17 protein-coding genes are annotated in these 21271 nt (G+C 68.8%); 4 read left to right on the top strand and 13 right to left on the bottom strand.

Features of this window, described 5'->3' with window-relative positions:
- Nucleotides 1-100 precede the first annotated feature (100 nt).
- Both HHL11_RS03705 and recG read right to left on the bottom strand, forming a co-directional pair.
- Nucleotides 101-706 (bottom strand): hypothetical protein, encoded by a 606-nt coding sequence (locus HHL11_RS03705; RefSeq protein WP_169417093.1) that lies wholly within the window; start codon nucleotides 704-706, stop codon nucleotides 101-103.
- A gap of 137 nt (nucleotides 707-843) precedes the next feature.
- A complete protein-coding gene (gene recG / locus HHL11_RS03700) occupies nucleotides 844-2910 on the bottom strand; it encodes an ATP-dependent DNA helicase RecG (protein ID WP_240979997.1) in 2067 nt (688 codons plus the stop codon).
- A 51-nt stretch (nucleotides 2911-2961) separates the two neighbouring features.
- Here recG and queA point away from each other — a divergent pair, with 51 nt between their 5' ends.
- Both queA and hisC read left to right on the top strand, forming a co-directional pair.
- Nucleotides 2962-3987, top strand: a complete 1026-nt coding sequence (gene queA / locus HHL11_RS34255) for a tRNA preQ1(34) S-adenosylmethionine ribosyltransferase-isomerase QueA (RefSeq protein WP_240979996.1) — start codon at nucleotides 2962-2964, stop codon at nucleotides 3985-3987.
- An 8-nt stretch (nucleotides 3988-3995) separates the two neighbouring features.
- Complete coding sequence (gene hisC / locus HHL11_RS03695; protein WP_169417092.1) at nucleotides 3996-5066, top strand: histidinol-phosphate transaminase; 1071 nt, start codon at nucleotides 3996-3998, stop codon at nucleotides 5064-5066.
- On the opposite strand, the gene HHL11_RS03690 is transcribed toward hisC, so the two are convergent.
- Nucleotides 5063-5866, bottom strand: coding sequence for a hypothetical protein (locus HHL11_RS03690; RefSeq protein ID WP_169417091.1), 804 nt, complete (start codon nucleotides 5864-5866; stop codon nucleotides 5063-5065). The two genes, hisC and HHL11_RS03690, sit on opposite strands and share 4 nt — an antisense overlap.
- 51 nt (nucleotides 5867-5917) lie before the next feature.
- Here HHL11_RS03690 and tgt point away from each other — a divergent pair, with 51 nt between their 5' ends.
- Nucleotides 5918-7078 carry a tRNA guanosine(34) transglycosylase Tgt gene (gene tgt / locus HHL11_RS03685; protein WP_169417090.1) on the top strand — a complete coding sequence of 387 codons (1161 nt, stop codon included), beginning with the start codon at nucleotides 5918-5920 and terminating at the stop codon, nucleotides 7076-7078.
- Here tgt and HHL11_RS03680 read toward each other — a convergent pair.
- The 6 genes from HHL11_RS03680 to HHL11_RS03655 form a co-directional block, all read right to left on the bottom strand.
- The gene (locus tag HHL11_RS03680) at nucleotides 7075-8013 is read right to left on the bottom strand and encodes a toxic anion resistance protein (protein ID WP_169417089.1); all 939 of its coding nucleotides are present in this window, start codon (nucleotides 8011-8013) and stop codon (nucleotides 7075-7077) included. The two genes, tgt and HHL11_RS03680, sit on opposite strands and share 4 nt — an antisense overlap.
- A gap of 112 nt (nucleotides 8014-8125) precedes the next feature.
- Nucleotides 8126-9163, bottom strand: a complete 1038-nt coding sequence (locus HHL11_RS03675; RefSeq protein WP_169417088.1) for an alpha/beta fold hydrolase — start codon at nucleotides 9161-9163, stop codon at nucleotides 8126-8128.
- Nucleotides 9153-10178 (bottom strand): hypothetical protein, encoded by a 1026-nt coding sequence (locus HHL11_RS03670; RefSeq protein WP_169417087.1) that lies wholly within the window; start codon nucleotides 10176-10178, stop codon nucleotides 9153-9155. The genes HHL11_RS03675 and HHL11_RS03670 overlap by 11 nt, the downstream gene beginning before the upstream one ends.
- The gene (locus HHL11_RS03665; RefSeq protein WP_169417086.1) at nucleotides 10178-12391 is read right to left on the bottom strand and encodes an FAD-binding protein; all 2214 of its coding nucleotides are present in this window, start codon (nucleotides 12389-12391) and stop codon (nucleotides 10178-10180) included. Before HHL11_RS03665 ends, HHL11_RS03670 begins: the two co-directional genes overlap by 1 nt.
- On the bottom strand, nucleotides 12392-12748 hold the full coding sequence (locus HHL11_RS03660) for a DUF805 domain-containing protein (RefSeq protein WP_169417085.1): 357 nt from the start codon (nucleotides 12746-12748) through the stop codon (nucleotides 12392-12394).
- A gap of 109 nt (nucleotides 12749-12857) precedes the next feature.
- Nucleotides 12858-14804 (bottom strand): MFS transporter, encoded by a 1947-nt coding sequence (locus tag HHL11_RS03655; protein WP_169417084.1) that lies wholly within the window; start codon nucleotides 14802-14804, stop codon nucleotides 12858-12860.
- 167 nt (nucleotides 14805-14971) lie between these two features.
- On the opposite strand from HHL11_RS03655, the gene HHL11_RS03650 reads away from it, so the two are divergent.
- Nucleotides 14972-15703 carry a helix-turn-helix domain-containing protein gene (locus HHL11_RS03650; protein WP_169417083.1) on the top strand — a complete coding sequence of 244 codons (732 nt, stop codon included), beginning with the start codon at nucleotides 14972-14974 and terminating at the stop codon, nucleotides 15701-15703.
- A gap of 6 nt (nucleotides 15704-15709) precedes the next feature.
- Here the strand turns inward: HHL11_RS03650 and HHL11_RS03645 are convergent, their stop codons facing one another.
- Genes HHL11_RS03645 through HHL11_RS03630 form a run of 4 tightly spaced genes read right to left on the bottom strand, consistent with a single transcriptional unit; the run spans nucleotide 15710 to nucleotide 21251 of the window.
- Nucleotides 15710-16432 carry an SDR family oxidoreductase gene (locus tag HHL11_RS03645; RefSeq protein WP_169417082.1) on the bottom strand — a complete coding sequence of 241 codons (723 nt, stop codon included), beginning with the start codon at nucleotides 16430-16432 and terminating at the stop codon, nucleotides 15710-15712.
- A gap of 29 nt (nucleotides 16433-16461) precedes the next feature.
- Nucleotides 16462-18237: a thiamine pyrophosphate-binding protein gene (locus HHL11_RS03640; protein WP_169417081.1), complete on the bottom strand. Its 1776-nt coding sequence runs from the start codon at nucleotides 18235-18237 to the stop codon at nucleotides 16462-16464.
- A gap of 10 nt (nucleotides 18238-18247) precedes the next feature.
- Nucleotides 18248-19237 carry a Bug family tripartite tricarboxylate transporter substrate binding protein gene (locus tag HHL11_RS03635; protein WP_169417080.1) on the bottom strand — a complete coding sequence of 330 codons (990 nt, stop codon included), beginning with the start codon at nucleotides 19235-19237 and terminating at the stop codon, nucleotides 18248-18250.
- A 25-nt stretch (nucleotides 19238-19262) separates the two neighbouring features.
- Complete coding sequence (locus HHL11_RS03630) at nucleotides 19263-21251, bottom strand: oxidoreductase (protein WP_169417079.1); 1989 nt, start codon at nucleotides 21249-21251, stop codon at nucleotides 19263-19265.
- Between the last annotated feature and the right edge of the window lie 20 nt (nucleotides 21252-21271).

Genomic DNA, 21271 nt, shown 5'->3' with positions numbered 1-21271 from the left:
CCGGCCTGGCGGGCCGGCGGGGTCGGACTTGGGCAGCGCCACTTCCAGGGCTCGGGGCTCTCGGAAGCGACGTCGATGTTGGTGCTGTGCGGCGTCTCGCCTACTTGACCGCTTGTGGCAATTGCTGGCCGGCAGCTGCACTTCGGGTGGGCCCACGGCCTTCGCGCAGCTTTGCGGACAATGCTGGGTCTTTCACCTCGATGCGGTTGAGCTCACCTTCGCCGGCCGCGATGATCCCTGCCACAACGGCACCGCCTACTACATTCCCAACAATGTTAGCCCCGGCTCCGATACCCGGCTGAAGCGCTGGCAGCGCGGTAGTCGCTACGGTCCGCTGAGTCATGTACGCATCCAGGTCGGCCGTCGTCTGGGGATTGCCTTCAAAAGCCCAGACCAACTGCGACGGCCGTGAAGGATCATTTGGGAGGTAGATGCCTCCCACCAGCAAATGCGGAAGATTGTTCCGCAACGTCGTGATCTCCACGATGGAGCGGCCCGGCCCGTAAAAGTAGACCCCTTGGTCGTCTTTGCGCTCGGCCACGTAGATCCCCGGAAGCGCAATGTATTCCCAGCGAACGCCGCTGATGCTGTGCGTCACATACGACACCTTCTCGGTGAGCACGATCTGCTCCTCGCGATCAGCGCGAGCCAGCTTTTCGCGTGTAGCGCAGCCACCAATCGCCGATAGCGCGGCGCCCATGATCACGCACATCGCTGCACGGCGCCCAAAGAGTGGCTTCACCCTCCTCGAATTCATCACTTTCTTTCTCCGTGTACTTCAGTTGTCAAACGGGCCAGCCGCGGAAACACCGCTTCTGCCCTTCTTCCGTTGTTCGCGGCCGTTCAGGCCTTGAGGTAATCCGATTTTCCACCGAGCCAACGGGACACATGCAGCCGGGCCAGTCCGGCGTGGCGATCCAGCATCAGCGGTGCGGCTTCCTTCGCCCATTCCAGCAGGTGTGCGTCCAGCACCAGGTCCGCGAAACGCAGCAGCGGGGCGCCCGACTGCCGCGCGCCCAGGAACTCGCCGGGGCCGCGGATTTCCAGGTCGCGGCGGGCGATTTCGAAGCCGTCGCCGGTTTCGGCCATGGCCTTCAGGCGCGCCCGGCCTGTCTCGCTGACCCTGCCGCTGTCGCCGGCTGAATAGAGAAGTACGCACGCCGAAGCGGCGGCTCCGCGGCCCACGCGGCCGCGCAGCTGGTGCAACTGCGACAGGCCGAAGCGCTCGGCATGCTCGATCACCATCAGCGAGGCATTGGGCACGTCCACGCCCACTTCGATGACGGTGGTCGACACCAGCACGCCCATGTGGCCGTCGTTGAACAGCGACATCACGGCCTTCTTCTCGGGTGTCGGCATGCGCGAATGCAGCAGGCCCACCAGCACGCCCGGCAACGCTTCGCTCAGCTGCTCGTGGGTGGCGGTGGCATTGGTGAGGTCCAGGGTCTCGCTTTCCTCGATCAGCGGGCAGACCCAGTAGACCTGGCGGCCCTCGGCGACCAGGGCGCGGATGCGGTCGATCACGTCATCGCGGCGACTGTCCGAGATCAGCTTGGTGACGACGGGCGTGCGGCCGGGCGGCAGTTCGTCGATGGTGGAGACGTCCAGGTCGGCGTAGTAGCTCATCGCGAGCGTGCGGGGGATGGGCGTGGCAGACATCATCAGCAGATGCGGTTCGCCGCCTTCCCCGGACATCTTGCCCCTTAGTGCCAGCCGCTGTTCCACGCCGAAGCGGTGCTGTTCGTCGATGATCGCCAGCGCCAGTTTCTGGAACTGCACCTGCTCCTGGATCACCGCGTGGGTGCCGACCACCAGCGCCGCTTCGCCGGAAGCGATCAGCTCCAGCATCTCTGCGCGTTCCTTCTTCTTCTGGCTGCCGGTGAGCCAGGCCACGCGCTGGCCGCGCGGCGCCAGCAGCGGCTCCAGCCAGCCGATCAGCTTGCGGAAGTGCTGCTCCGCCAGGATTTCGGTGGGCGCCATCAAGGCGCATTGCCAGCCGGCATCGATGGCGATGGCGGCGGCCAGTGCCGCCACGACGGTCTTGCCCGAACCCACGTCGCCTTGCAGCAGCCGGTGCATCGGGACGGCCAGCGCCAGGCTGCCGGCGATCTCCTCGCCGACGCGCCGCTGCGCCGCCGTCAGCTGGAAGGGCAGGGCCGCCAGCAGCTGCTCGTGCAGCCCGCCGGCACGCGCGGGCAAGGCGGGCGCGCGCAGCAGCTCGTGCTCGCGCCGGCTTTCCAGCTGCGACAGCTGCTGCGCCAGCAGTTCCTCCGCCTTCAGCCGCTGCCAGGCCGGGTGGCTGTGGTCTTCCAGCGCCGCCAGCGACACATCGGGCGTGGGATGGTGCAGGAACTGCAAGGCCTGCTTCAAGGTCCAGCGCGTGGCCTGGCCCGGCACGGGCGGCAGGTCTGGCGACAGCGTTTCCGACAGGTCGGCCCGCGCCAGCCCCGAAGCGACCGCCTTGCGCAGGTAAGGCTGGGGCAGGCTCGCCACGCTGGAATAGACCGGCGTCAGCGCCTGCGGCAGCTCGCCGCCCGCCTGCTTGTACGTCGGGTGGACCATGGACCAGCCCAGGAAGCCGCCCTTGATCTCGCCGCGGATGCGCAGCCGCGCGCCCTCGGCCAGCGCCTTCTGCTGCGAAGGGTAGAAGCTGAAGAAGCGCAGCGTGCAGGTGTCGCTGCCGTCGTCGACCTTCACCACCAGCTGGCGGCGCGGGCGGTATTGCACCTGGCTGTCGACGACCGTGGCTTCGACCTGCACCGTGTCGCCTTCGCGGGCATCGCGCAACTGGATGATGCGCGTCTCGTCCTCGTAGCGCAGCGGGAGATGCAGCGCGAGGTCGATGTCGCGCGTGAGCCCGAGCTTGATCAGGGCTTTCTGCGGTTCCGACAACGCCTTCGTCTCTGCCATGGGACAATTCTGCCTTCTCTCATCGGTATGGGTCCGTCCGGCCCTCGACGCATGCGCCAATTCACCCTGGGCGATTTCGATTTCGCCCTGCCTCCCGAACTCATTGCCCAACACCCCGCCACCGAGCGCAGCGGCTCGCGCCTGCTCGATGGCACCGGCCCCGCCGCCGTGGACCGGGTCTTCCGCGAATTCCCGACGCAATTGCAAGCCGGCGACCTGCTGGTGTTCAACGACACCCAGGTGATCAAGGCCCGCCTGTTCGGCGAGAAGCCCACCGGCGGCAAGCTGGAACTGCTGGTCGAACGCGTGCTGCCCGGCCACGAGGTGGTCGCCCACATGAAGGTCAGCAAGAAGCCCCCCGTGGGCACTGTGCTGCGCATGGACGGCGGCTTCACGGCGACCTTGCTCGGTCGCTGGCCACAGGAAGACGGCCCGCTGTTCCGCCTGGGCTTCAGCGAAGAGCCGCACGCGCTGATGCAGCGCCACGGCCACGTGCCGCTGCCGCCCTACATCACGCACACGGACACGGCGGAAGACGCCGAGCGTTACCAGACCGTGTTCGCCCGCAACCCGGGCGCCGTCGCCGCGCCGACCGCTGCCCTGCACTTCGACCAGCAGGTGCTGGCCGAACTGGAAGCGCGCGGCGTGCAGCGCGCCAGCGTCACCCTGCACGTGGGCGCCGGCACTTTCCAGCCGGTGAAGGTCGAGAACATCGCGGACCACCACATGCACAGCGAGTGGTACGAAGTGCCGGCAGCGACGCAGCAGGCGATCGCCGAACTGCGCCAGCGCGGCGGCCGGCTGGTGGCGGTGGGCACGACGACCGTCCGCACCCTGGAGTCCTGGGCGCAGAGCGGCCAGGCGAGCGGCGACACCGAGATCTTCATCACGCCCGGCTTCCGCTTCCGCCAGGTCGACATGCTGCTCACCAACTTCCACCTGCCGAAGTCGACGCTGCTGATGCTGGTGAGCGCCTTCGCCGGCTATGAACACATGATGGCGCTGTACCGCCACGCAGTGGACAACGGCTACCGCTTCTTCAGCTATGGCGACGCCATGCTGCTCGCGCGGCGATGAGGACGACGATGGACAGCAACAAGTTCTGGAGCGATGGCGTAGACGCGATCCAGCCCTACGTGCCGGGCGAACAGCCGGCGATCGCCGGCCTGGTCAAGCTCAATACCAACGAGAACCCGTTTCCGCCTTCGCCGGCGGCGCTGGCGGCCATTCGCGCAGCGACCAACGAGGACCTGCGGCTCTACCCGGACCCGGACAGCACCCGGCTGCGCCAGGCCTTCGCCCAGGCGCATGGCATTGCGCCCGAGTTCGTGTTCGCGGGCAACAGCTCGGACGAAGTGCTGGCCCATGCCTTCCTCGGCCTGCTGAAGCACGAACGGCCCATCCTGTTCCCGGACATCACCTACAGCTTCTACCCGGTCTACTGCCGGCTGTATGGCATCGCCTTCGAGACCGTGCCGCTGGATGCGGAGTTCGGCCTGCGCGTCGCGGACTATGCGCGGCCCAATGGCGGCGTGGTGCTGCCGAACCCCAATGCGCCGACCGGCCGCGCGCTGGCTCGCGCGGAGATCCGGCAATTGCTGGAAGCCAATCGCGATTCCGTCGTGCTGGTCGACGAGGCCTATGTCGACTTCGGCGCCGAATCGGCGATCCCGCTGGTGGCGGAATTCCCCAACCTGCTGGTGACGCACACGCTGTCCAAGTCGCGCAGCCTGGCCGGCCTGCGCGTGGGCTTCGCCGTGGGCCAGCCCGCGCTGCTGCAGGCGCTGGAGCGCGTCAAGGGCAGCTTCAACTCCTACCCGCTGGACCGGCTCGCGATCGCCGGCGGCACGGCCGCCCTGCAAGACCAGGCGCACTTCGAACACACGCGCCAGCAAGTGATCGCCACCCGCGAATGGCTCGCCGCGCAGCTGGAGCGGCTGGATTTCGACGTGATCCCGTCGCAAGCCAACTTCGTGTTCGCCGCCCACGCCTCACGCGCGGGTGCGGAGCTGCTGCGCCAGCTGCGCGAGCGCCGCATCCTCGTGCGGCACTTCGCCACGCCGCGCACCGAGCACTTCCTGCGCATCACCATCGGCACGCGGGCGCAGTGCGAGCAACTCGTCACCGCGCTCGAAGAGCTCCTCGCGCAGCCTTAGGCCACCTGCGCATGCATGCCGGACAGCCGCATCGAGAACAGCTTCTGCTCCAGCCTTTGCAGGCCGGCGGCCCAGGAGCGCGCGCCGGTTTCCTTCGGTTCGACGGCGGCGCTGGCCGTGTAGAGGCGGCTGGTGCGCGGCACCGGCAGCTGCCCGCACAGGCGCTCCAGGCGGTCATGGACCTGCGTGCCCGAGCCGGCCAGGATGGCCAGGAAGCGCCCGCGGCCCCAGGGCAGCAACACCTCGTCTTCGGCCAGCGCCTGCTGCAGCGCGGCGGCCATGCCCTTCTGCACGGCCAGCAGTTCGTCGACGCCGGCTTCGCGGTCCAGCGCCTGCCACTGGTCCACTTCCAGCAGCACCATCCAGCCGCGGTCCGCCACCGCGCCCTGGTCCGAATGCTGGCGAGCCACGGCAAAGGCGCCGGCGTCCAGCAGCGGCGTGCGCGAACGTTCCAGGTGCGCCAGCGAGCGCACCAGCACCTGCACCATGCGGCCGACCTCGTCGCCGCTGCCCCCACTGGCGACATTGGGAAGGGCGAGCCGGCCTTCGGTCATGAAGCCGCGCAGGCCGTCGGCGGCTTCGCGCAGCGGGCGGAACATCTTCCAGAGCACCGCGATCACGAACACCGTGGCCAGCAGCGTGAACACGAGCGCCGCCCAGAACACGCCCCAGGGCGACAGCCACTGGGGAAAGGCGACGATCAGCGCGATCAGCCCCAGCAAGGGAATATGGGTCGCGACGAAGGCGATCAGGCAGCTTTTGACCGCGACCGAGCGGTACCAGGGCAGTTTTTGGTCCATCCCCGATCGTAAACATTCAGATACAAATCGGCCAGCGCCGAAAATCACGCAATGCTCCGTTTTGAAGTCCTCGCCACCGAAGGCCACGCGCGCCGCGGCACGCTGACCCTGAACCACGGCGTCGTGCAGACGCCGATCTTCATGCCCGTGGGCACCTACGGCACCGTGAAGGGCGTCACGCCGCGCTCGCTGGAGGAGATGAACGCCCAGATCATCCTGGGCAACACCTTCCACCTGTGGATGCGCCCGGGCCTGGACGTGCTGAAGCAGTTCGGCGGCTTGCACCGCTTCGAACAATGGAACAAACCGATCCTCACGGATTCGGGCGGCTTCCAGGTGTGGAGCCTGGGCGAGATGCGCAAGATCAGCGAAGAGGGCGTCAAGTTCGCCTCGCCGGTCAACGGCGACAAGCTGTTCCTGACGCCCGAGACCTCGATGCAGATCCAGACGGTGCTCAACTCGGACATCGTCATGCAGTTCGACGAGTGCACGCCTTACGACACCAAGGGCCACGTCACGACCGAAGCCGAGGCCCGCGTCTCGATGGAGCTGTCGCGCCGCTGGGCCGTGCGCTGCCAGGAAGAATTCGCGCGCCTCGCGAACCCGAACGCGCTGTTCGGCATCGTGCAGGGCGGCATGTTCGAGCACCTGCGCCAGGAGTCGCTGGAAGCGCTGGTGGAGATGGACTTCCCCGGCTACGCGGTCGGCGGCGTCAGTGTCGGCGAGCCCAAGGAAGACATGCTGCGCATCATGGCGCACACGCCGCATCGCCTGCCGGCAAACAAGCCGCGCTACCTGATGGGCGTGGGCACGCCGGAAGACCTGGTGGCCGGCGTGGCGCAGGGCGTGGACATGTTCGACTGCGTGATGCCCACCCGCAATGCGCGCAACGGCCATCTCTTCACGCGCTTCGGCGACCTGAAGCTGCGCAACGCGCGCCACCGCAGCGACGAGCGCCCGCTGGACGAAAGCTGCAGCTGCTACGCCTGCAAGGGCTACACGCGGCCGGACGGCACCGTGAGCGGCGGCTTCTCGCGCGCCTACCTGCACCACCTGGAGCGCTGCGGCGAGATGCTGGCGCCGATGCTCGCCACCATCCACAACCTGCACTACTACCTGAACCTGATGCAGGAAGTGCGCGACGCGCTGGAGCAGCAGCGCTTCGCGGCCTTCGCGGCGCAGTTCAAGCAGGACCGCGCGCGGGGCGTCTAGTGCAGCACGCGGCCGCTGGACAACTCCCCCAGCATCGCCGCGTTCTGCGCCATCGCGCTTGCCGCCTCCGCGCGGAAAGCTTCCATCGCATCCAGCGCCTGCAAGGCCTGCTGCACCTGGGCGCCTTCGCCATCCTGCAGCAGCGCGGCGATCTGCGCACAGGCCGCCAGCACTTCCTGCCCGGTCTTCTTCAGCACCTCGATGGCGAAGTAGCAGTTGGTGCACAGCACCTGCTGCGCCAGCATCTCCTGGCGGTCGCGCCGCACGGGCTGCAGCACGTCGGCATCGAGCATGCCGGCGCGCTGCGCATCGGAAGTGCGCAGCACTTCGACCTTGATGCGCAGGCGCTCGTCCAGCACCTGGGCGAAGTGGATGGCGCCGGCCAGCTGCTGCATCGCGTCCCACAACGAGGCGCGGGTGAGCTCCAGACCCGCCAGCTCCGTGCGCACCGATTCACAGGCATGGTCCAGCGTGGCGAGCGCATCGCGCAGGCGCTGCGGCGCGTCCGCGCCGGCTTGCGTCTCCACCAGGGGCCGCGCCGCCCAGGGCAGCCGATCCCACCAGTGCCGCGCCGCGGCCGGCCCGCCCATGCAGCGGGCCTTCAGCTCCGCACGCAGGCCCTGCAGGGCGCGGAAGACGGGCAAGGCCTCCAGGTCGCCGAACTTGCGCTGCAGGCGGCCGGCTTCTACCAGGCCGACGTCCGCCCGCACCCGGCCGGGGAGCAGCGCGCCGTCCAGGCAGCCCGCCAGGCCGCCTTCCGGCTCGTGCGCGAGCAGCGCGGCCAGCACGCGGCCCGCCTCGCCTTCCAGCTCGGCCTGGCGCTCCGGTGCCAGCGGGACCGCCTGGCGCACGGCACGGGCGCCGATGGCTTGCAGCACTTCGGGCGCGCGCAGGCGCAGGGGGCCGGGGCTGGCGGACTGGGCTTCGATCTGCATGGCAAGGCTCCTGGGGTGGGACGGCGCGGAGTGTGGGGCGCGCCGTCCCGAAAGAAGCCTGGATTGCGACGAAGCAGCGGGATCAAGCCCACTCAGTATCGGATTGCGGTACTCAAGGCTGGTTGGCCAAGACCTGCAGCAGCGCGGCATTGAAGCGCGGCACGTCCTCGATCTGCGGGATGTGGCCGACGCCGGGCAGCACGGTCAGCCGCGCGCGCGGCAGCAGCGACTTCAGCTGGCGCGCCTGTGCCAGCGGCGTGATGCTGTCCTGCTCGCCCCACAGCAGCGACACCGGCAAGGCCAGCCGGCGCCAGCCCGGCGCGCGGCTGCTGGCCGCCTGCTCGCAGCCGGTGCCGAACTGGTAGGCCCAGTCGCCCAGCCCGGCGCTGAAGCCGCGGGTCGCGAAGGGCTGCTGGTAGATCCCCGTGCGCTCGGGGGTCACCACCTCCTGGCGCGCGACGAACTGCCGCAGCCAGTGCGCGCTGAAAGCCGGCTCGGTGCCCACGGCGCCCACCAGCAAGGTGCGCAGCCCGCGCCAGCCGGCCACGGCCGCCACCGCGCCGCCGCTCTCGCAGGGCGCGGCATCCGCGGGCTGCAGGCCGATCGCCGCATCGACCAGCACCACGTGGACGAAGCGGCCGGGCTCCAGCATCGCGGCTTCGGCCGCGGGGCCGCCGCCGAAGGAGTGGCCCACCAGGGTGACGGGTTGCGGGCCCAGTTGCGCGGCGACCGCCAGGATGCGCCGCGCCTGCGCCTGGCGGCTGTAGTCGCCGCTCGCCGGCGGCAGGCTGTAGCCGAAGGGCGGCAGGTCGATGGCGACGACGCGGTAGCCGGCGTTTTTCAGGCTGTCGACGTTGCTCACCCAGGTGCCGGTCCAGGCGCCGGTGCCGTGCACCAGCAGCAGCGGCGGGGCGTCCGGCGGGCCCCATTCATGCACGTGGATCTCGGTGTCGTGCGCGGCCAGCCAGCGGCCGCCGGGCGGCGCGGCCTGCTTGCGCTCCTGCGTCTCCGTCCACGCGAGTCGCGCGCCCGTGTACAGCAGCCAGCCCGCGACAACGCTGGCCAGCAGCGCCAGCACGCCGAGCGTCACGGACGCCGCCAGCAGCACGGGCCCGCGGCCCTGGCGCCGGCGCGTCGCCCTAGTAGTCAAACAGGTGCTCCACCTGCACGCCCGCGCGCTGCCACTCGCGCAGCGCCTCGCCCAGCTGCTGCACCTGCACGGTGGCCACCACGCGTTTGCGTCCCGGCTGGGTCAGGATGGGCTGCTCCAGGATGCGCTTGGCAATGCCCGTGTGCGGCTCCCAGGCCTGGTCGCCCAGCAGGCTCACCAGCATGATGGAGCGGTTGCCCGCCACCTCGCGGAACTCCAGGCCCTGCGCCGCCAGCCCCTGTGCATACGCCGTGAAGGCGTCGTAGCGCGGGATGGTGGCGAGCACGGCGCCATCGGGCAGCGCCTGCAGCACCTTCACCTCGGGCAGCCTGGCATCGGCCTTCGGCGCGGGCTGCACGACGACCGACGTCACCAGCAACGGCGTGTCGTAGATCGACTTGGTGCCCGCCTTGATCATCTGCGCGTACAAGGCCTTGATGCCGTACTCGGTGGTCAGCGCGAAACGCCGCTCCCACTTGCGCGCGAGGTCCGGCCCCGTGGCCGGCACCTGCGTCCACAAGGTTTTCAGCTGCTTGCCGAAGTCGTACTCGTACCAGGGCAGCACGCGGATGAAGTCGACGTAGTCCTGCGCCACGCCAGCGGCAAAGCGGTCTTCCGGCGTGGGCTGGCCGGCGGTGGCGGCAGCGAGCCGGCCGATGAGGCTTTCATACGCGGAGCGCAGCGCGTATTCCACCGTGGTGCTGGTGCCGATCACCATGATCATCAGGTGGTAGCCCGGGTTCAGCTCGTCGCCGCGCGCGCGGCTTTCGCGGAACACGGCGCCGTAGCTTTCCCAGAACTGCCCGATGTGGCCCCAGAAGGGGAAGGCATCCGGCTGCGCGCGCCGCACGAACTGCGCGTACTCCGCCGGGCTGAACACCAGGAACCACTCCGGGTAGGTCAGGAAGGTCTGCTCCACGCCGCGCCGGTGCTCCGGCGGCGCGACCGGCGCCTCCTGCGCCGCGGCCGTCATGCAGAAGCAGGCCGCGGCCAGCAGCGCGCGCCAGCGGGCCATCACGCGGCCTCCTTGCGGAAGGCAAGCAGCACGTTGTCGGAGGGATCGTGCGCCTGCAGCAGGCGCGGCCCGGTGTGGCGCAGGCCGCGTTCGCCCAGGTAGGCGATCCACTCGTCCAGCGGCCGGAAGTGCCGCAGTTCCGCCGCATTGGTGCTCCAGGGCACGCCCAGTCCCGCATTGAACACGGTGTGCGCCAGGCTGACGAAGGCGTCCATCGCCTTGCCCTTGACGTCGTGGTCGCGCAGGATGAACAGGCCACCTGGCGCCAGCACGCGCACGATGGAGCGGACGAAGGCATCCAGCTTGTCCAGCGGGCAGTGGTGCAGGCCGATGTAGCAGGTGACCACCTGGAAGCCCCCCGCGGGCAGCGTGTCCGGCAGCGGTGAGTAGTCAGCCATCGGCACGAACTCGCCGATCTTGCGCAGGCCGCCGCGTTCGACGATGTCCACCGGCGACCAGCCCGGCGCGACGTCGTTCACCAGCACCACCGGGCCCTTCACCCGCAGGTGCTTGCGCAGTTCGCTGATGTAGCGGCCGGTGCTGCCGATCTCGAGATAGCCGTCGACGTCGCGCTGGCTCTCCAGCAGCTCCAGGGTCTGGCGCGCCATCTCCTGCTTCTGCTTGAACAGGGACGGCAGTGCGTAGGTGAGGTCGGCGTGGAAGGGCTTGATGGCCGGCAGGTCGCGCTGCAGCTGGCGGTAGATGGCCTCGTCGGAATCCAGCCGCTCGCAGCTGTCCTTGATCAGCGTGTGGAAGCGGTCCTCGGGATAGAGGCGGTAGATGTTCTGCAGGAACTTGTAGAACGCGTCGTGCGACGACAGCTCGCCGTACACGGTGCGGAACTCGGAGGCGGACGGCGCGGCAGGCGTCATGGCGGGCTCGGCGTAGTACTTGTCCCAGAGGACGTTGCGGAAGCGGAAGCGCGGATCGAGCCGGCGCTTCAGCGCGAACAGCTCGCGGGCCCGCGGATAGGCCGCGTGGAACTGCTCCGGCGTCGCGTGCGGCTGGTAGGGCAGGTAGTAGCAGCCGCCGACGGACAGCACCGCGTCGATCAGCTCGCGCGTCCAGATGGCGACGCGGTTCTTCGCGTTGTCGCGGGTGCGCTGCTTGTAATAGAGCACGAAGGCGAAGGTCTCGCCGCGTGCCCACGCCATCAGCGAACCGGGGTCGCCCTGCGCGTGGCGCACCGAGACGTTCAGCGCGTTCACGCGATGGCGCCGCAGCACCTCCGCCATGCGCGGCACGAACTCGGTGAACTTCTCCACCGGCACGAAGTACTCCTGCAGCACGTAGGTGGTGCGCTTGCGCGAGGCCGGCTCCAGCTCCGCGGCGTCGTAGCTCGCCTCGAAGTTGCGCCAGTGCACTTTGCGCGAGGCGTACAGGAGGGGGTCGATGAGGTGCTCGCGGCGCCACTTGCCCAGCGGCGTCTCGGTGACGGCCCAGACGAAGTAGCGCTCCAGCGCATAGCCGGCGCCGCCGCGATGCAGCCGGCGCGGTTCGGTGACGGCTTCGTCGGTGCGCACCCAGGTGACCGAGCGGGCGCGGTCGTAGTGCGGCGGGTAGAGGTCGGCGTTGTGGAACACCGCGTCGGGCGAGTTGCGCACCTTGGCGCGAAAGTGCTCGTAGTAATCCGCGGACGAAAGCTTGGTGGCGACGCGCTTGACCTTGACGTTGTCGGCCAGCGCCAGTTCCACCTCCACGATCACGCCAAGCCCGCCGTAGCCGCCGATCACCGCATGGAACAGTTCCGGGTTGCCTTCCGGCGTGGCCTGCGCCACGGTGCCGTCGGCGAGCACCAGCTTGAACCAGCGCACGCTCAGGATCACGGGCCCCAGGCCCATGTAGCGGCCATGCACGTTCACGCTCAGCGACCCGCCCACCGTGAAGTTGGCGTAGGTCTGCATGATCTTCACGGACAGGTCGTGCGGGTCGACGAAGCGCTGGATGTCGCACCAGCGGATGCCGGCCTGCACGCGGATGGTCTTGTCGACTGGCGAGAAGCCGAGCACGCGGTTCATCTGCCGCATGTCCAGGTGCAGGCTGCCCGGGCTGGCGGTCTGGCCGCCCATGCTGAAGTGGCCGCCGCCGACCGAGACCGCGCCGTCGTAGCGCCGGATGGCTTCCACCACCTCGTCGACGCTGCGCGGGCGATGGATGGCGAAGACCGGGACCGGGTTCAGCCCGGTGACGTCGTTGACGATCTGGCCCTGCATTCAGCCCACCACCAGGAAGTCGCCGGTCTCCCGCAGCGGGTCGGGGCCCCAGCGGTTGTCGCTGGGCGCGCCGCGGCGCAGGAACTGCCACGCCAGCCAGGCCGCGCCGAACACCGGCACCAGGCCCACGAACAGCCAGCGCGCGCCGTAATCGCGGTCATGCAGGCGCTGCGCGGAGGCCGCCAGCAGCAGCCACAGCGCCAGCGGATTCAGCAGCCACACGCGCGCTTGTCCCAGCACGGGCGTCAACGCGGTATCGAGCAGCGCGAAGGCAACGAGCACCAGCAGCAGCCGCAGCCAGAAGGCGCCGCGCGCGAGGCGGCCGCGGAAACGGAACAGGAAAGCGAGACGCTTCAAGTTGGATCTCCCCAAACGATCAGAGCAATCTACGGACGAGTACGGCCGTGCGCAACGGCCGCATGGACGGGCGAGCGCCCGCCTGTGGGCGCCAGCCAACAGCGCGGGATCAGCCCTGCGCCAGCAAGGCCCCGACCCGCTGCTGCAGCAGTTCGGGCTGCGCCTGGTTCGCGGGCACCGGCGCGCCCACGTTCAGGCCCACGCGGTTGAACGCGCCGCGGCGGAAAGGCTTCGCCATCGCGCCCTTGGCCTCGATGCGGCTGAAGAAGGAACCCCACAGGTTCGTCAGCGCCATCGGCACCACCGGCGGCTCCAGGCCGTCGGCCCGCGCGCGTTCCAGCACCTTCATCACGCCGCCCTTGAAAGGCTGCAGCTGGCCGTCGCGGGTGAGGCCGCCCTCGGGGAAGATCAGCAGGATGTCGCCGTCGCGCAGCACCTGCGCCGAGCGCTCGAAGGCGGCGTCGTAGACGGCCGGGTCCTCCTTCTGCGGCGCGATCGGGATGGCCTTGGCCAGCTTGAACACCCAGCCCAGCACCGGCACCTGGAAGATGCGGTGGTCCATCACGAAGTAGATCGGCCGCGGGCTGGCCGCCATCAGCAGCACCGCATCGACGAAGCTCACGTGGTTGCACACGAGAACCGCCGGGCCTTGCGAGGGGATCTGCTCGTCGCCGCGCACGCGGAAGCGGTAGACCAGGTGCGACAGCACCCAGGCGAAGAAGCGCAGCAGGTATTCCGGCACCAGCAGGAAGATATAGCCGGCCACGATGGCGTTGGCGATGCCGGTGTACAGGAACACCTGCGGGATGGTGGCGCCGCCGGCCAGCAGCGCGCCGGCCAGCAGCGCGCTGACGATCATGAACAGCGCGTTGAGGATGTTGTTGGCGGCGATGATGCGCGCCCGGTGGCTGGGCTCGGCGCGCAGCTGGATCAGCGCGTACATCGGCACCGAATAGAGGCCCGCGAACAGCGAGAGCAAGGCCAGGTCCGCCATCACGCGCCAGTGCGCGCCGGTGGAGATGAAGACGGCCACCCCCATGTCCGCGCTCTGCGGCGGCAGTCCGCGCGAGGCGAAGTACAGGTCCACGGCGAACACCGTCATGCCGATCGCGCCCAGCGGCACCAGGCCGATCTCCACGTGCCGCCGCGACAGGATCTCGCACAGCAGCGAACCGACGCCGATGCCCACCGAGAACACCACCAGCAGCAGCGAAGCCACGTGTTCGTCACCGTGCAGCACCTCCTTGGCGAAGGCCGGGAACTGGGTGAGGAACACCGACCCGAAGAACCACATCCAGCTGATGCCCAGCAGCGAGCGGAACACGACCACGTTGCCGTGCGCCAGCTTCAGGTTGCGCCAGGTCTCGCTGACCGGGTTCCAGTTGATCTTCAGGCCCGGGTCGGTCGCCGGCGAAGGCGGCACCCATTGCGCGGCAAGCCGCCCCAGCAGCGCCAGTGCGATGCAGCAGAAGCCGACCCAGTGCGCGCCCACGTGCGGGACCGCGACGATCAGGCCGCCCGCCACGTCGCCCAGCAGGATGGCGACGAAGGTCCCCATCTCCACCATGCCGTTGCCGCCGGTGAGCTCGCGCTCGTTCAGGTGCTGCGGCAGGTAGGCGTACTTGACCGGCCCGAACAGGGTCGAGTGCAGGCCCATGAGGAACACGCAGGCCAGCAGCACCGGCACGTTGCTGCCGAAGAAGCCGTAGGCCGCCAGCAGCATGATGGCGATCTCCAGCCACTTCACCAGCCGGATGACGAGGTCCTTCGGGTACTTGTCCGCCAGCTGCCCGCTGGTGGCGGAGAACAGCAGGAAGGGCAGGATGAACAGCGCGCCGATCACCAGCCCGGCGACGGCGGGCTGCATCCACGCCACCTGAAGCTGGTAGGTGACCAGCACCGTGAACGCGAACTTGAACAGGTTGTCGTTCGCGGCCCCGGCGAACTGCGTCCAGAAAAATGGCGCGAAGCGGCGCTGGCGCAGCAGCGCGAACTGGTTCGGATGGGACTCGCCCGTGGCGGGCGGTACCGCTTCTTCGGCGACGGCGGTGCTCATGACTTCTCCTCCTCGGCTTGCATTCTGCCTGCCATCCTCATGGCGACTCCTTCATTGGAAGTTGTGTGAGAGAGGGCCGCAGTCTCGGAAGCGGGCGGCGGGTCGTCCCGGAATTCCGGCTACATTGTCGTTCCATTGCCCTCGCGGTATCGCATTCCTGTACTTGCATGAGCACCACCGCCGATCTGGTCCTGGCCCTGAAGAAGGAGCTGAAGTCCGCGCAGATGACGTATGCCGACCTGGCTGAAGGCCTCGGCATGGCCGAATCCAGCGTCAAGCGCATGCTCGCCAAGGGCGACATGGCGCTGTCCCGCATCGACGCGATCTGCCGCGTGCTGAAGCTCGATTTCGGCGAGCTGGCGCGGCGCGTCGCCGATGCGCAGCCGCTGGTGAAGGAGCTGACGCAGGAGCAGGAGAAGGCGGTGGTGGCGGACAAGAAGCTGCTGCTGTGCGCCATCTGCGTCCTGAGCGGCTGGACCCTGGAGCAGATCACCGGGGAATACAGGCTGAGCGAGGCGGAGTGCATCAAGTACTTCGCGCAACTTGATCGCATCGGCATCATCGAACTGCGGCCCCTGAACCGCTACCGCCTGAAGCTCGCCAAGACCTTCCGGTGGCGGCCGCACGGGCCGGTGATGCACTATTTCCGCGAGCACGCGGTGCTGGACTACTTCAACGGCGGCTTCGACCACCACGCCGAAGGCCTGCTGCTGGTGCACGGCTCGGTCAGCCGCGCCATCGCGCCGTCCTTCCTCGATCGCCTGCAGCGCGTGGCGCAGGACTTCGCGCAGCAGCACCAGGCCGACCAGCGCCTGCCGGAGAAGGAGCGCAGCGGCTACACGCTGGTGCTGGCGATGCGCAGCTGGGAGCTGACGGCGTTCACGCAGCTGCGGCGCTGAAGCCGCTCAGACCAGGCCGCCGTTCGGCTGCACCGTCTGCCCGGTGATCCAGGAGGACTTGTCGGACGCGAGAAAGGCGACGACTTCCCCGATCTCCTCGGGCCGGCCCACGCGATTGAGCGGGCTCATTGCGGCCGAGCGCTGCAGCGCCTCCTCGTTCTTGCCGGAGCGGAACAGGTCGGTATCGACCGGGCCCGGTGCGACGGCATTGACGCGCACCTTGCGGCCGGCCAGTTCCTTGGCCAGCGAGCGCAGCAGCGACTCCACCGCCGCCTTCGAGGCGGTGTAAGGGCCGCCGCCAGGCACCGCGTGGCGGATCATCGAGGTGGTCAGCCCAATGATGGTGCCGCCGTCCTGCACCTGGCGCGCGGCCTCGGCCAGCACGTTGAAGGCGCCGACGATGTTCACCTCCACCAGCTCGCGGAAGCGGGCGGCGGGGAAGCTCGCCAGGGGCCCCGGGGGCACGTTGATGCCGGCGCTGGCCACCACACAGTGCGGCGCGGCGCCGAAGTCATGCGCGACGTCAGCGAAGACCCGCTGCACGGCTTCGGCATCGCCGACGTCCAGGCGGTAGCCGCGCACGCGCGCGCCGGCCTGCTCGTGCGGCTCCGGGGCTTCGCGGTTCACGTAGGTATAGGCGACGTCGAAGCCCGCGGCGGCAAGCGCCTGCACGCTGGCGGCACCGATGCCGCGGGAGCCGCCGACGACGAGGGCGATCTTTCGGGTCATGGAATCTCTCTGGAAGGAAGAAGTGGAAATCAGGCGATCCAAGGCTTGCCGAACGCCGGCTCCTTGTAGGGGATGGGCGGCAGCTGCCAGGTGCCGGTGGAAGGCGGGCGCACCTCGGCGTCCACGTGCACGTCGATCACGCAGGGGCGGCGATTCTTCAGCGCCTGCTGCACGGCGGCGGCCAGCTCCTGCGGGCGCTTGACGGTCATGCCGTCGGCGCCGGCCGCGCGCGCCCAGGCCGCGAAGTCCGGGTTGTAGCGCTCGCCGCTCTGGCCCTTGTAGAAGGCCGTGCCGATCTCGCGGCCGTCGAACAAGCCGTACTGCAGGTCGCGGATGGCGCCCCAGGCAAAGTTGTTCCAGACGATCCAGACCACCGGCAGGTTGTATTCGACAGCGGTGCAGAGAACGTAGGGTGCCATCGTGAAACCGCCGTCACCGACAACTGCCACGCAAGGCCGGTCGGGCGCGGCCAGCTGCGCGCCCATGACGCCGCAGACGCCGAAGCCCATGCTGGAATAGCCCCAGCTGTTCAACATGCTCTGGGGCCGCTTCGACTGCCAGAACTGCATGAACCAGTTGTGGTGCACGCCGGAATCCAGCGAGAGGATCACGTCGTCCGGCAGGATCTTCTGCAGGGTGCCCACGACGAACTCGGGCCGCAGCGGGCTGGTGGAGTCTTCGAAGTGCGGCCGCACGAAGGCCTCCCACTCGCGCTGCCAGCACTGCACCTGCTCGCGCCACGGCGCAAAACGCGCGTCGCTCAGTTCACGCTTCGCCAGCTCGTTCAGCAATTGCCGCGTGAACACCTGGACGTCGGCGATGACGCCCAGGTCCGGCGCATAGTTGCGACCCAGCTCCTGCGGGTCGATGTCCACGTGCACCAGCTTCGTCTTCGGGAAGTTCCACGAATAGCCGGTGTGCCAGCTTGAAGCGCTGCGGTCGTCGAAGCGCGTGCCCAGCGTCAGCACCAGGTCGGCGCGCCGCCCCGCCTCGTTGGCGGGATAGGCGCCGTTGCGGCCGATGAAGCCCAGCGCCAGCGGGTGGTCGCCGCGGATGCAGCCCATGCCGTTGGGCGAAGTGATCACCGGGATGCCGAAGCGCTCGGCCAGCTCGGTGATCTCCGCGCCGGCTTCCGACAAGGTGGCGCCGTGGCCGATGAACAGCACCGGCTGGTGAGCGGCGGCCAGCAGCTCGACGACGGCCTGCACGTCCTGCTCGCTCGCGCCGGGCCGGTGCGCGCGGTGCAGGTTCGAGCGCGCGGGCAGTTCGACCTCGTCTTCCTCCTGGTACACGTTGTACGGGATGTCCAGGTTCACCGGTCCCGGCCGGCCGGTGACCATCGTGTCCATGGCCTGGCGCAGCGCCAGCGGCAGCATGTCGACGCGGCTGGGCTGGAAGGCGCGCTTAACGACCGGCCGCATCACCTGCGCGAAGTCCGCCTGGTTGTGCTTGTACAGCTCCTGGAAGGGCGCGCGGTTGTGCTGCGAGGTCGGCACGTTGGAGGTGATGGCCATGAAGGCCGACGAGTCCGACAGCGCGGTGGCCAGCGACATCACCATGTTGGCCGAGCCCGGGCCCGTGGAAGTCAGCGTCGCCACCGGCTTGTGCTTGACGCGGAAATAGGCGTCGGCCATGTGGCCGGCGCACTGCTCATGGCGCGGCGACACCAGCTGGATCTTGTCGCGCCGGTCGTACAGCGCGTCGAGTATGCCCACGTTGCCGTGCCCGCAGATGCCGAAGATGTACGGCACCTCTTCCTGCACCAGGTAGTCGGCGATCAGTTCGCCGCCCTTCATCCTGCTCATTCCTTCTTCCTCATTTCGCGCTGTCGAAATCCGTCGGGATCTTCATGTCCACGATCAGCTTGGCAAAACCCTTCTTCGTCCCTTCCAGGTAGCGCTTCAGGTCCTCGCTGTCGCGGTAGTTGGTTTCCAGCTGCAGTTGGTGCACCAGCTTGACGTATTCGGGGTCCTGGGCGGCCTTGGAGAAGGCGTCGGCCAGCCTCTTGACGATGGCCGGCGGCATGCCCTTGGGCGCCACGATGTCGCTGCCGGAATCGGCGGCGAAGTCGTAGCCCAGTTCCTTCAGGGTGGGCACCTCGGGGAAGCCGCTCATGCGCTTCTCGCTCAGCACGGCCAGCAGGCGCAGGTTGCCGTTCTTGACGTCGTTGGCCCACTGCGGCGCGGCCACGTTGGCGGTGACGTGGCCGCCCAGCACCGCCGCCAGGCCTTGCATGGCCGCGGGATACGGCACGTGCGTCCACTCGATGCCGGCCTGCTTCTCGATGAACTGGAAAGCCACGTGCATCGTCGTGCCCGGCCCGGTGGTCGTGTAGCTCACCTTGCCGGGGTTGGCCTTGGCGTAGGCGATCAGCTCGGGCAGCGTCTTCCAGGGCGAGTCCGCCTTCACGACGACGCCGGTCGCACCCGAGGCGTACTGCATGACCGGCGTGAAGTCTTCCAGCGAATAACTGAGCTTGCGCAGCAGCGGCAGGCGCGCGAGCGCCGTGTCCAGCACCGCGGCCAGCTGATAGCCGTCCGGCTTTTCCTTGGCCAGGCTCACCAGCGCCACGGCGCCGGCGGCGCCAGGCTTGTTCATCACCACCACGGGCTGGCCCAGCATCTTCTCCACCTTGGTGGCGAGCATGCGGGCCATCAGGTCCATGTTGTCGCCGGGGCCGTAGCCCACGTTCAGGGTGATGGCCTGCCTGGGATAGTCCTGCGCCCAGGCCAGGCCAGGGGCGGCCAGGGCGGAAAGGCTGCCCCAGCCGGCGGCCTGCAGCAGGGTGCGACGCGTCTTGTTCATGGCTTTGTCTCCTGTTCTCGTTCGCTCAGACCGTGCGGCCCACCTCGTAGGCATCCCACACCGCCTTCATGATGTTGTGCGGCCCCTGGCTGTCGCCGATGCCGTACACCAGGCCCGGGTAGCTTCCGAGCAGGCTTTCGTACAGCTGGTCCTCGGCCCGCATGCCCACGGCCAGCACCACCGAATCGCAGGCGATGCGGCGCGGCTCGCCCTCGCGCGCCGCCACCAGCACAGCGCCATCCACTACTTCGCGCAAGGCGGTGCTGGTGAGCACTTCCACGTTGTGCAGCGCCAGCGAGTCGATCAGCATGTTGCGGTTGGAACGCGCCACCGGAATCGCGATCAGTTTCGCCTGCATCTCCACCAGCGTGACGTTGCGGCCCTGCTGCGCGAGCCACAGGGCCACCTCGCAGCCGTTCTCGCCGCCGCCGACCACCGCGACGGACTGGCCCGCACTGCGCAGGCCCAGCAGGACCTCGGTGCTGGTCATCACCTGCGCGCCGCGGATGCCGGGCACGGACGGGATGACGTCGCGCGAGCCGGTGGCGACGACCACCACCTCGGGTTGCTCGCTCTCGACGACATCCGGCGTCACCTCGGCCTGCAGCTTCACCTGCACGCCCAGTTCGTCCAGCTGCCGCTGGTACCAGGTGTTGAGCCGCTCCAGGTCCTTCTTCTCCTCGGGCACGGCGGCTTCCAGCAGGTGGCCGCCCAGGCGCGAGCTGCGCTCGTACAGGACCACCTCGTGGCCGCGGCTGGCCGTGACGCGCGCGGCCTCCATGCCGGCAACGCCGCCGCCGGCCACCAGGATGCGCCGGCGCGTTTCCGCCGGCTTCAGCGTGTGCGTGCTTTCGCGGCCCGCCGCCGGGTTGACGGTGCAGGAGTTGATCTCGCGCCCGTGGATCGCCTCGCTGCAGGCCTGGTGGCAGCCGATGCAGGGACGGATGTCCTCGACCTTGCCTTCGCGCACCTTGTTGGGCCACTGCGGGTCGGCCAGCAGGCCCCGCGCCAGCGAGACGACGTCGGCTTCGCCATTGGCCAGCACCTGCTCGGCGAGCTCGGGCACGTCCAGGCGGCCGACCGCGACCACCGGGATCTTCACGGCTTCCTTGGTCAGGGCCGCCAGGTGCATCAGGCAGCCGTGCTTCTGGTACATGGGCGGATGCGCCCAGTAGTGGCCGGTGAGCGAGCCCGCGTCCACGGCCAGCGCGTCGTAGCCCTCGCCTTCCAGGATGCGCGCCATCTCCAGGCCCTCGGGGATGTCGCGCCCGATCTCGACGAATTGCTCGCCCGGCAGGCCCGCTACGTCCAGCGACTTCATGTAGTGCTTGAGGCCGTAGCGGTACTGCACCGGGAAATGCTCGCCCATGCGCTTCTTGATCTCGCGCAGGATCTCGATCGGGAACTGCATGCGGCCGCGCAGGTCGCCGCCGTACTTGTCGTCCCGCTTGTTCCACAGCGCCGTCGTGAACTGGTCAATGAGGAAGCCGGCATGGCCGTGCACCTCCACGCCGTCGACGCCGGCGCTGGCGAGGATCTCGGCGGCGTCGCCGAAATTGCGCACCAGTTGCTCCACTTCCTGCGTCGTCAGCGCGCGGCAATTCAGCTTGCGGTCGCCGAAGCTGGGGATGGCCGAGGGCGCCACCGGCGCGCCGCGCGTGCTGCCCGCGCGCACCTGGTAGCCGAAGCCGGCCGACACCTGCACGAAGATCTTCGCGCCCAGCGCATGCACGGCTTCCGTCAGGTCGGCGAAGGGACGGATGAACTCCTTGCGGATCGGGCCGCGGCGCCGCGTCGTGTACTCGATGCTCTCCTCCACCTTCAACATGCCGGTGATCAGCAGGCCGGCGCCGCCGCGGGCGCGCTCGGTGAAGTAGTCGATGTAGCGCTGGGTGGGCAGGCCGGTCTCGTCGCTGAGCGCCGGGAAGCCCATGGGCGCCATGGCGATGCGGTTCTTCAGGCGCAGCTTGCCGATCTGGAGCGGCTGGAAGAGATGGGGAAAACGTGTTTGCATATTCGTTCTGCGGGACGGAT

Source organism: Ramlibacter agri (assembly GCF_012927085.1).
GTDB lineage: Bacteria > Pseudomonadota > Gammaproteobacteria > Burkholderiales > Burkholderiaceae_C > Ramlibacter > Ramlibacter agri.
This window is presented reverse-complemented; position numbering and strand designations above follow the sequence as displayed.